The sequence below is a fragment of the Thalassorhabdus alkalitolerans genome (assembly GCF_042656525.1).
Taxonomy (GTDB): Bacteria; Bacillota; Bacilli; order Bacillales; family Marinococcaceae; genus Thalassorhabdus; species Thalassorhabdus alkalitolerans.
Genome location: NZ_JBHSOZ010000003.1, coordinates 812774 through 824093 on the forward strand (window position 1 = coordinate 812774; position 11320 = coordinate 824093).

Sequence of the window (11320 nt, forward strand, 5' to 3'; positions counted from 1 at the left end):
TAATCGTTTATTTTTACAGAGCTTTTTTCTTGCAATCTATATTCCTTCCCGCTATCTTAAGTGAGAACGATTGTGGAAGAACAACAAGTATGGAAACCGTAAAAGGAGAAAACCTATGAAAGAAGAACAAAGCCCATTTGAAGGAATCGGCGGCCAAGAAACATTAAGCCGCCTTGTTGATACTTTTTATATACATGTGAAGAATCACCCTGAGCTGTCACCTATCTTTCCTGAGGACTTAACAGAAACAGCCAGAAAACAAAAACAATTTTTAACCCAGTTTCTTGGCGGGCCGCCTTTATACACCGAAGAGCATGGACATCCAAGGCTGCGGGCAAGGCACATGCCATTTCCTATCACACCCTCTCGTGCCTCGGCATGGCTTTCCTGCATGAAATTGGCTATGGATGAAGTTGGTTTGGAAGGCCCGTTGCGTGAACACATTTTTGATCGATTAACTTTTACTGCACACCATATGGTCAATACACCTGAAGAATAGACAGAAAGGAGTGTGGACCATTGAAAAAAGAGGAGAAAAAGGTTCAATGTGATGACTGGCTTGGCATATGCGGAATTTCTGCCGAAGAAGCTGAAGCACTGAGAACTCCAAAAAAGAAAATAGAATTATATGTCTTTACAGACCCTCTTTGTCCAGAATGTTGGGCCTTTGAACCCACTCTAAAGAAATTCATCATTGAATTCGGCAGTTATTTTTCTATTCGTTTTTTCATTGCAAGTCAGCTCGAGTCGCGGGATTCTTATGATTCCAAACATAAGAAAAACCCTAAGAATTTAGCGTTAAGGTTTGAAGAAACGGCAGCAAGAACAGGGATGTCCTGTGATGGGGATGTCTGGCTGGAAAACCCTCTTGTCTCTTCTTATGTCCCTTCACTTGCCATTAAAGCTGCCGAGATGCAAGGAAGAGCAAAAGCTGCCACTTTTAGTCGTAAACTGAGGGAAAAACTTTTTCTCGAAAAACAAAATGTGGCTGACGAAAAGGTTCTTTATGAGATCGCCAGAGCAACAGGACTGGACGAAAACAGCTTTCAATCTGACTTTCATTCAACCTGTGCCATCAAGGCGCTTCAGTGCGATATTAAAACGACAAGAGAAATGGAAGTAGACCGTGCTCCCACCTTTGTATTCTTTAATGAAAAAATTGAAGAAGCCGGCCTGAAGGTACCTGGCTCCTATCCATACGAAGTATATGTTGATATTCTCACTGAAATGCTGGGCTTTACGCCCAAAAGGGCAGACAAACTTCCTCTGGAGGATTTCTTAGAAAAGTTTCAATTCGTCGCAAGCAAAGAAGTTGCTGTAGTTTATGATCTTTCTCTCAAAGAGGCTGAATCCTGTTTGAAGAAATTGATGTTGAAGCGAAAAGTGGAGCGGGTGCCAGTAAAGTACGGTACCTTTTGGAAATATTTATCCTCTTAAGCTCTGAGGCAAAGTACAACATTTGCTTACAGCATGTTACTTCATATTGCCATTTACGGTATCTTTTATTCCGCGGGCAGCGCTTCAGCTTCCTTATGTAAAGCCCATTGCTGCATGACCTTGAGCTGTGGCTTTTCACTGAAATCTACAGAAGTTCCACCTGAAAAATTTATTAACAATTAAACCAACATGCCTTATCTTGCAATCTAACGTTTTTCACTTTTCAAAAAGGAATAGCCTTTCAGTCATGGACATATATTCAAGAATGAATTTCATGGCAAAGGGGAGGACAAAGTGCTGGCATTTGGTGTAGGAATCATTCTAATTATATTGAGCTTTTTCTTATTTATACTGGGGGTAATGCATTTTATCCCTGTTGCTGCAGGCAGCCTTGCTTTATTTTTTTCTATTCTTTTTACCGTTCACTGTTTAAATGAGCGCAATAAATTTAAGGGGATATCATAAAAAGGCACAGCTCGGGCTGTGCCTTTTTTCATGGCTTATTTTTCCTTCATCTCTAAAAGCTTTTCCATTTCATTCAATGTGTCCTCAAACACACTCATCGCTTCTTTGATAGGTTCAGAGGATGTCATATCGACTCCCGCTTTTTTCAATACTTCAATAGGATAATCTGAGCTGCCCGATTTTAAAAATTCCAGATACCTTTCTACTGCTGGCTCTCCTTCTTCTAAAATTTGTTTAGATAAAGCTGTCGCTGCACTATAGCCAGTTGCATATTGATACACGTAAAAATTCATATAGAAATGAGGGATTCTGGCCCATTCGAGTCCTATTTCCTCATCCAAAGTTATATCTTCTCCAAAATACTTTTCGTTTAACTTATAATAAGTCTCATTCAGCAAATCCGGGGTAAGAGGTTCACCATTTTTCCCTTTCTCATGAATGATTTGTTCAAACTCAGCAAACATAGTCTGGCGAAAGACTGTGCCTCTGAACCCTTCAAGGAAATGGTTTAACAAGTAAAGCTTTTTATCCTTGTCATCAATTGTCTTCAGAAGGTAATCATTAAGCAGGGCTTCATTTAATGTAGAAGCGACCTCGGCCACAAAAATGGTGTAATCAGAGTAAATGAACGGCTGGTTTTCCCTGCTGTAATAGCTGTGCAAAGAGTGTCCTAATTCATGTGCAAGAGTAAACATGTTATTTACGTTATCCTGCCAGTTCATCAAAATATAAGGCATCGTTCCATACGCTCCGGAAGAATATGCTCCGCTTCTTTTCCCTTCGTTTTCATACACATCAATCCAGCGGTTTTCAAAGCCTTCTTTTATCTTGCTCACATACTCTTCCCCTAGAGGCTGAACTCCGTTTACAACATGCTCCTTTGCCTCTTCATAGCTGATTTTCATATCTACTCCCTTTACAAGCGGGGTGTATAAGTCATAATTGTGTATCTCATCAAGCTGTAACACTTTCTTCCGAAGGCTTACGTACCTGTGAAGGAGATGGAGATGTTCGTTTACTGTTTCAACCAGCTGGTCATATACGACCTCTGGAATGTTATTATTACTTAACGCTGCCTGGCGTGCAGACTCATAATTACGGACGTTAGCGTAAAATAAATTTCTTTTTACTTGTCCGCTTAACGTGCTGGCAAATGTATTTTTATACTTTCCATACGTCTCATAAACAGCTTTAAACGCGTCTTTTCTTACACGGCGGTTCTCACTTTCATAAAACGTCAGAAGCCGCCCATGTGTGACCTGGGTTTCTTCCCCGTTTTCATCCTCAATGGAAGGGAATTTCAAATCAGCATTGTTTAACATGCCAAAGGTGTTCCCTGGTGCGGAAGTTACTTCTGACGCTTGAGCCAAAATAGACTCTTCTGACTCATTTAATACGTGAGGACGGTTTTTATTGATCTCATCCAGTGCGTGAGCGTATACCTGCAATTCCTTTTTCTCTTCAAGAAAATCATTGATTTTATCCTCGGGTACGTTAAGAATTTCAGGGACAATAAAAGCCATAGCCTGCCCTGCTTGGGAGGCAAGGCTTGATGCTCTTTCGTTTAGGCCTTGATAATAGGAATTCCCTGTATCTTCATCGCTACGCATATGAGCGTATGTATATAAACGTCCCAGCTTTTCAGCAATTTTATCCTGAAGGACTAACAATCCGTATAACTGTTCTGCAGATTCTCCCGTTTTTCCTTTGTACTCTTGCAAATCAGGCAGCAACTCTTTTATATGATTAAATTCTTTTTCCCACTCTTCATCCGTGGAAAAAATATCTTCTAAATTCCATGTTGTTTCAATTGGAAGATCTTCCCGTTTCGGTAAGCTATTGTTCTTCTTCTCTTCACTCATTTAGCATCCTCCCACGTAATATATATTCTGTTTCCAATTTTAACGAATGATGAAAAGTTTCTCCAGCAAAAATGGCTATTCCTTATAATCCTTCCCTTTAAAAAAGAAAGCTATGTTAAAGATGAAGATAAATGACTTAATCATCATTTCGGATCCTTCCTAATTACTGGAGCTTCTTCATGTATTCTTTTTCTGCCAGGCGTCAAAAGAAGAGAAAAATGAAAAAAATGCTTTCGATATCTTTACGTCTAAAAAATATCCTTCATCCAGAGATGATGGAAGGTACAAAGAACGTTTCTGCTTCCAAACCCCTTTTTCCACCTCCTCTACCAGCCCTGCTTTTTCTATAAACCTAATGTAGATAAATAAGTATTCATCATGTCCGGTTAATAAAGGCAGAACTCGTTTTTGAAATCCATTCTCCTCCATTCGTCCATTGAACTCCTGCCAAAGAGTCTTTTCCTTTATCGTCCTCCCTTCTTTTACACATGTACTTAGAAAAAAAAGGAGCCAGCTCTGCCACCACAAAGGTTTGGTTATTAATTCCTCCTTGTTTACTATTGGCCAGCCCGCTTCCGCAGAAAACAAGCTGCTGTCTCTATAATGAGAAGCAAATAATTTATTCACTTCGTTATAGACTATTCCTTCGCGATTATTCTTACGACCATATCTCCATTGTTTTTTCACTTTCATCCAGGCAGGAAATAACACGGTCGGGGGCTTTGTTGGAACGGGCGGATTAAACAAATGGGAAAATGAAAGTTCTGTTTCATGAAGTAAGGTCTGCTGATAAAAGGTACGGCGTGAGGAAAGGCTAGTAAGAGGGAACAAAAAATGAAAGCGTTGCTGAGCAGGGGAATAGTAAATAAGAAAACGATGAGAAAGTGAGACGCTTTCTCTTAAGGGGATCCATTCAAAAGAGTAGAGAGAGGTTATTCCTTCGAGGCTCATTGGGTGCCGGGACCTGAATCGCTGCAGGGAAAATATCCAAACAGGCCACACTCCCTCTTTAAGATAATCCCTTGTACGGTTTAAGCATTCCTCATCTGTCATAGAAGCGGATTGGAATTCAATTGCTACGGGACGCGGGGCAAGGGGAAGATAAAGATCAGCTCGTCTTTTTGTAACGGGGAGAGTATGTTCCAGAAATACGGGTAAACCTTGCTTTTTCAGCCAATAATATAGGCGTTGTTTTCCTGCAAGATGCTCTTCTGTTTCAGGTTCATTTTGAGAAGAGCATAACGAAGAAATTTTATGAGCAAAATGCCACTGGCGTTTGGCCCCTTTTTTTAAAATAACCTCACTGCTGCAAGCAGGACAAAACAGCAAGCTGGCATTTTGGGCTTCTTCTCTTTGATAAGAATGTAACAAGGAAATGATAGAACCATTACTTTTTTTAGCTACGAACATAAAACACCTCCAATGAATATTCAATTCACCAGAAGGAAGACGAATTCCTGCTCTGTAGAATAAGTTGGTATGGTTTATGAAAGGAGAATCTAGGTGAATCAATTTAAAAACGGGGACAAAGCTTATGTTATTTACCGCAACCCTCACACTCAAAATGTAGCAACCATTCAGGAAGCAATCATTACTGAAAGCCCGGAAAACAATGAAGAGCTGTCATTATTTCTAATGGATACCCACTATCCTCTTCAGGATGATTATGCGATATATACAACGTATGAAGAAGCAGTAAAGATGTACAATTATTATTTCGAAGACAACGAACAAAGTGAAATGTAAAAAGGAGATGGATGATGAAACCTTTTTATCCCCAGCTTGTATATATTGAGCCAAGAGCCCTAGAATACCCACTTGGCAGGGAATTAAAAGCCAAATTTGAAAAGGAAGGAGTAGAAATTCGGCAAACAACCTCTCATAATCAAGTTAGAAACCTGCCAGGAGATACTCACTTACAAAAATACCGCAAAGCCAAATCAACCTTGGTTGTAGGTGTCCGAAAAACTCTGTCCTTTGATTCATCCAAGCCTTCTGCTGAGTATGCTATTCCTTTAGCCACTGGCTGTATGGGACATTGCCATTATTGTTATCTTCAAACAACAATGGGAAGTAAACCTTATATTCGTACCTATGTTAACCTAGAAGAAATTTTTGAAGCAGCAGATAAGTATGTAGAAGAAAGAGCCCCGGAAATAACCAGGTTTGAGGCTTCCTGTACATCTGATATCGTTGGAATCGACCACCTAACACACACGCTTAAAAAGACGATAGAGCATATTGGGCAATCAGAACATGCCCTGCTTCGATTTGTGACCAAATTCCATCATGTCGATCATCTTCTTGATGCCAATCATAACGGCCGGACAAGGTTTCGATTCAGCATTAATGCTCCTTTTGTCATTAAAAACTTTGAACCAGGCACCTCACCATTAGACTTACGAATTGAAGCGGCCGCAAAGGTAGCAAAGGCTGGCTTCCCTCTTGGCTTCATCATAGCACCCATTTACATCCACGAAGGATGGGAAGATGGATACCTTGGAATGCTTCAACACCTAAGCGAAACATTACCTTCTTCTGCCACGGATGATTTAACCTTTGAATTAATACAGCACCGGTTCACAAAGCCGGCAAAGCGAGTCATTGAACAAAATTATCCGATGACCAAGCTGGAATTAGAAGAAGAAAAAAGAAAGTATAAATGGGGACGATACGGGATAGGTAAATATGTGTATCAGACAGATGAACAAGAAAAAATAAAAGAATTCTTTTCCAAACACCTCTCTGAGTATTTCCCGGAAGCAAACATAGAGTATTTCACGTAAGCACGCTCTTTTTAGCTTGTAGTTGATTTTCCTTAAAAGACGCTCACATGCACCTAACGTACAAGTGCCATATCCATTCATGAATTCTACATCCCAATCACGATATCTTCTATGCTTTAGGCATAACCTCATCTTCCTCGAAAAACACCCTGCGGGACCTTCGGCTCCTCCTACTGCCGAAGGCTCTCGCTCTTTTATTTACAAACAAAAGCCTTATAAAAAGACTATTCGCCTATAACAGAGTCCTATAATAATGGAGATAGAAGCCTGGACGTTGATTCTACGACTCTTGTTACAAATGGCCTCTTTTGAAACTCTGGCAGCATTATCCGGGTGGAATGCTCCAAGTCATAAATATAATCTCCCACCAGAGTGGTTACACTTTTTGTCCGGTAAAGGAAGGCATTAACTTCAAAATTTAAATGAAAACTTCTCATGTCCATATTTGCTGTGCCTAAAGAGGCAATCTCATGATCGACAATCATAATTTTACTGTGCATAAAGCCACGGTCGTATTCATAAATTTTCACCCCTGCGTCCATGAGTTCAGGAAAATAGGAACGCGATGCATAAAATACAATCCTTTTATCTGGTTTTGCAGGCATTAACAACCTGACATCAATACCGCTCAAAGCAGCAATCTTTAATGCAGACAAGATATCATCATCAGGGATAAAGTAAGGGGAAGCAATCCAAATTGATTTTTTTGCAGAAGTAATCATAGAAAAAAACAGTTTTTTAATGACTTCCCACTTTGTATCCGGCCCGCTTGCGATCATTTGCACGCCCCCATCTTGTTTTCCCTCCGGAAGAGCCGGCGACAAGTACTGAGGTTCTAAAAGGGCTTTGCCTGTCGAATAGTACCAATCCCGCAGAAATATTAATTGAAGAGTTCTGACCGCTTCTCCTTGCACCATTAAATGGGTATCCCGCCAGATCCCAAAGTACTTATTCCTTCCCATATATTCATCCCCAATATTGAGCCCGCCGACATATGCAAGCTGACCGTCAATGACGATAATTTTCCGGTGGTTACGGTAATTTACTTGATGTGTGATCAGAGGGAGTCTGACAGGAGCAAAAGGAACCATTTCCACTCCTGCATTTTTTAACTCTTTAATATACTTTTTTGACAGCTTCCAGCAGCCAACTGCATCAAACAAAAAACGAACCTTTACCCCTTCTTCGGCTTTCTGGATAAGTATCTCCTTGATCTCCTGGCCCAGCTTGTCATCTCTTACAATATAATACACTAAATGAATGTGATCTTTAGCCATTTTTAATGTTTGGGTAATGTGGGTGAAGGTTTCTTTTCCGTCTGTCAGCACTTTCGTATTTGTATTGAAATTTATTGGATTATTTCCTATTCGATGAGCTAGACGGAATAATTGTTCCTGCCTTCCCATTTTTCTGAGCTCCCCTTCATCTAAATAGCGGCTTTGTTCTATTTTTTCAAATGCCTGCTCTTGAAGGGCTGCTTGTTTCGTTAAGTTTTTGTTTTTGCGATGATTTTGTCCAAACAGTAAATAAAAAATAAACCCGACAACAGGGAACACACCTAAGACGATCAGCCAGGTCAATGTCTTTGTTGGATTTCTGTTCTCCAGAAAAATAACAATCGCTATAAAAATGACTGAAAAAGTAAAAAGAAGGGTGATAGCTCCTACAATCCAGCCATCCCATAAGTCCCGGCTTATATAAAAAACAGTAACCAATAGTAATAAAAAGACGACAATATTAAAACGGTTTTTCATGGTCATTTCTCCAATTCATAAGCTGTTATTTTATGTATGAGATAAATACTTCCTTTCCACTTCCTTTTCTTCCTCATTCCCTATTTATATACTGTTCAAAAGCAAAGTCTCTCTTGCTCTCTTTTCAGGAACGAGCAAAAAAAGCCGGTTCCTTAATGGAACCGGCTTTAAAAAGGCACGATTTCTCTTGATTATGAAAAGTTATCTTTTATAACCTGCAAACCGTTTTCTTCTACAATAGTCTTACCATACTCTCTAATACGGTAAATCGACACATCAGACTCTTCTCCATATTCGAGCACCCGGCTTAACATATCATCCTGTTCATCTTCTGTGTAGTGATTATCAAAGAGAAGATACAAGTAATAGGAGCCTTGGAAGTGGTATACTTCGTTTTTCACGTACGATGCATCAAAGGATTGACTTAGTGATATCAAATCCTCTAAATCCTTAAATTCAATAACAAGTTCAAGTTCTTCATCCTGGTTTTGACTATATTGACGACTCTTTTGGGAAGAACGGAACTGTTCATCCAGCATATCAACAATGTTATCATCCACAGGCATGTCTTCACCTTTATCCTGAGTTACAGGAATTTCCAGTTTTACATTACCATCAGAAATCTGGCCTCTAGTTACTACTACTTCAAGTCCTTTCTCTAGAGCCTGGATCTGGATCCAAAGGGGACCTTCTATTTCAAATGAATCTTGATGATCCGTTGCTTCATTCATCATTTCAAAAAAGAGCTCTTCTCCACGTTCTCTGTTATACCAGATCTCATCTCTGTCAAAACCTCTATCTTCAATGTCACGATACGTGATATAAAACTTAATTGTGGAGTCATTAATTCTTTCGATTTCCATGATTCTCTCCCTCCTACTAGGTAAGGTCGAATGCTTTTCTCCAAGATATCTTTAGTACGGCTATACCCAGTGCAAAGCATCTATAATCTTATCGTTTATTATATTAATTATTTTATACGATAAGACGATTGTTGTTAAGGCTGGTGCTCATCCCTTACTGTTTTTCGTTTATGATGGGAGCGGAGCGAATCAAGAGAATGGGTCGTGTAAACCTTTTATTAAATCATTATTTTCAAGGAAAGCGCGTGCATTGTCAAGAATTATTTTGAAAATTATAATTACAACAACAATTATTCCCTTCCTACATATATTATAACATTTCTTCAGCTCGTTTCGGTATAGAAAACCACACTTTTCTTCTCCTATATGCTTCGTTGTTTGAAGGATTGCCAAACTTTGTTCTATTTATGTAAATAGTATGTAAATGAGAAAAAGCTTCTACAATTGATAAGTAGAAGCTTTTTCTTTTTATACATTAATTCACCATTTTCTGTGCTTCTAATAAGTTAAAAGTACGAACTTTTCTCGGTAGAAAACGGCGAATTTCCGCTTCATTGTATCCAACCTGCAAACGTTTTTCATCAAAAATAATCGGCCGTCTCAGTAACCCTGGATGTTCACTGATTAACTCGAATAATTGCTGCAAAGGCATGGATTCAAGCTCAACTTCTAGCTCTTGGAACACCTTGGATCTTTTGGATACAATTTCGTCGGTTCCATCTTCTGTCATTCGAACGACTTCTTTAACTTCATCCACGGTAAGAGGAGATGCAAATACATTTCTCTCTTCATATGGAATATTATGTTCTTCCAGCCACGCTCTTGCCTTCCGGCATGATGTGCAGCTTGGAGATGTGAGCAAGGTTACCATTGGTTGAAACCTCTCCCTTCAAAGAAACGATATATTATATTAAATAGTTTTCCACGGTAGTTCTTCATCTTTACAAATATAATTATACAATAATTATTCTAATTTGGGTACATTTTTTCAAGATATTCGTTTTTTTTGACATAGTTACATAATTCACAGCTTACAGATACGCACAATCTTTATATACCTTTTCTAAATTCTCTATAAACCTTTTTTTCATTTTTTATCATAAGGGCTTTGCTTGTCACATTTTGTTGTTGATGTTCAGTAAACGATGCAACATGTCACAGCTTCAACAGAAAAATGAAGCCGCCTTACTTTTATCTACAATCAAATCCCTTATAGAAGTCACCATTGGACTATAACAGAGCTATAAAAAAAGAAAACCGCAGTGATAGCGGCTTTCTTTTTTTGGTTCAGGCAGATGTCTTTGTTGGCTGAGCAGGACCTCTTTCAGGCTGAGGCAGTCTATTAAGATCCTTTAAATTCTTCCTCAGCATATCACGAAGGACCTCTCTTTTATTTTTGCGTTTCAGCTTTTGTTTGTTTTTCATTATTTCTCCCTCCTTGTGAAAGAGATGTTCGAGTAAACTTTGTTTGATTGACAATCCAAAATTAGAACATGCTCTGACAAAAAGAGGATGGTACCTTGAAACCATAGAGGATGAGCAGTTCTAAACTTCTTCTTTCTTCCGTTCTGATGCCTTTTCAGTGTAAGTCAGAACTTCATCAACATCCTGATAGGATTCTCCATATAACTGCTGGTCCTTGTACGTATGAATGTTTTCATAAGTGTGCTTCATCTTCTCATAAATGGTTTCCTCTGATTCATTTCCTGGAGACCAATATAAAATCTCTAACGTGTTCACTTCTTTAGTTGCTAAGGAACGGCGGCTATAGCCTATCGACTTTGCATGTTTAAACCCTTCCCGCTGATAAAAACGAAGTCTTTTTTCACTATCTGTGTCTTCGTAGTCTAGTGGCTCTACTTCAAGTATAATTGGTTTTCCTTTTTTCTTCAACTTATCTATAAGCTTATGGCCCAAGCCTTGTCCCCGGCTTTTCTTCGAAACAAATAGATAGTCAATGAAGACAAAGTCTTCTGTTTCCACATACATAATGACATGATGAGGGCCTTCATCTTTACGGTAAATGTCACCTTTTTCTTTTAAAAGCAGCTCCATATGCTCCTTCGACTTCATTTCTTCTATAGGGAAATACTGGTTCAGCTTTTCGTACCAATTCATATGGTTACTATAACCTCCATTTGTCTTCTCCACTA

General features: G+C 39.1%; 12 protein-coding genes. 5 read left to right on the forward strand and 7 right to left on the reverse strand.

The window, feature by feature from the left end; genetic code table 11:
* Window positions 1–115 precede the first annotated feature (115 nt).
* The 3 genes from ACFPU1_RS06745 (at window position 116) to ACFPU1_RS06755 (ending at window position 1902) form a co-directional block, all read left to right on the forward strand.
* Window positions 116–499 carry a globin domain-containing protein gene (locus ACFPU1_RS06745; RefSeq protein WP_054634920.1) on the forward strand — a complete coding sequence of 128 codons (384 nt, stop codon included), beginning with the start codon at window positions 116–118 and terminating at the stop codon, window positions 497–499.
* Window positions 500–519: 20 nt separating this feature from the next.
* A complete protein-coding gene (locus tag ACFPU1_RS06750) occupies window positions 520–1437 on the forward strand; it encodes a ClpXP adapter SpxH family protein (RefSeq protein WP_385939650.1) in 918 nt (305 codons plus the stop codon).
* Between the two features lie 294 nt (window positions 1438–1731).
* Window positions 1732–1902, forward strand: coding sequence for a hypothetical protein (locus ACFPU1_RS06755; RefSeq protein ID WP_198153375.1), 171 nt, complete (start codon window positions 1732–1734; stop codon window positions 1900–1902).
* Between the two features lie 35 nt (window positions 1903–1937).
* Here the strand turns inward: ACFPU1_RS06755 and pepF are convergent, their stop codons facing one another.
* Entirely contained in the window at window positions 1938–3764 is a 1827-nt protein-coding gene (gene pepF, locus ACFPU1_RS06760) for an oligoendopeptidase F (RefSeq protein ID WP_385939653.1), read from the reverse strand.
* A gap of 177 nt (window positions 3765–3941) precedes the next feature.
* Window positions 3942–5174 carry a competence protein CoiA gene (locus ACFPU1_RS06765; protein ID WP_385939655.1) on the reverse strand — a complete coding sequence of 411 codons (1233 nt, stop codon included), beginning with the start codon at window positions 5172–5174 and terminating at the stop codon, window positions 3942–3944.
* Window positions 5175–5267: 93 nt separating this feature from the next.
* Between ACFPU1_RS06765 and ACFPU1_RS06770 the strand changes: the two genes are divergently transcribed.
* Both ACFPU1_RS06770 and splB read left to right on the forward strand, forming a co-directional pair.
* Window positions 5268–5510: a transcriptional regulator SplA domain-containing protein gene (locus ACFPU1_RS06770; protein WP_374701186.1), complete on the forward strand. Its 243-nt coding sequence runs from the start codon at window positions 5268–5270 to the stop codon at window positions 5508–5510.
* An 11-nt stretch (window positions 5511–5521) separates the two neighbouring features.
* Window positions 5522–6550: a spore photoproduct lyase gene (splB, locus tag ACFPU1_RS06775; protein ID WP_054634924.1), complete on the forward strand. Its 1029-nt coding sequence runs from the start codon at window positions 5522–5524 to the stop codon at window positions 6548–6550.
* Window positions 6551–6795: 245 nt separating this feature from the next.
* Here the strand turns inward: splB and cls are convergent, their stop codons facing one another.
* From cls to ACFPU1_RS06800, 5 genes are all read right to left on the reverse strand, one after another.
* Window positions 6796–8304, reverse strand: a complete 1509-nt coding sequence (cls, locus tag ACFPU1_RS06780) for a cardiolipin synthase (protein WP_385939658.1) — start codon at window positions 8302–8304, stop codon at window positions 6796–6798.
* Between the two features lie 191 nt (window positions 8305–8495).
* Window positions 8496–9167: an adaptor protein MecA gene (gene mecA, locus ACFPU1_RS06785; protein WP_385939660.1), complete on the reverse strand. Its 672-nt coding sequence runs from the start codon at window positions 9165–9167 to the stop codon at window positions 8496–8498.
* Between the two features lie 475 nt (window positions 9168–9642).
* Entirely contained in the window at window positions 9643–10038 is a 396-nt protein-coding gene (gene spxA / locus ACFPU1_RS06790; RefSeq protein ID WP_100399647.1) for a transcriptional regulator SpxA, read from the reverse strand.
* A gap of 416 nt (window positions 10039–10454) precedes the next feature.
* On the reverse strand, window positions 10455–10592 hold the full coding sequence (locus ACFPU1_RS06795; RefSeq protein WP_198153376.1) for a hypothetical protein: 138 nt from the start codon (window positions 10590–10592) through the stop codon (window positions 10455–10457).
* Between the two features lie 120 nt (window positions 10593–10712).
* Entirely contained in the window at window positions 10713–11285 is a 573-nt protein-coding gene (locus tag ACFPU1_RS06800) for a GNAT family N-acetyltransferase (RefSeq protein WP_054634925.1), read from the reverse strand.
* Window positions 11286–11320: the final 35 nt, after the last annotated feature.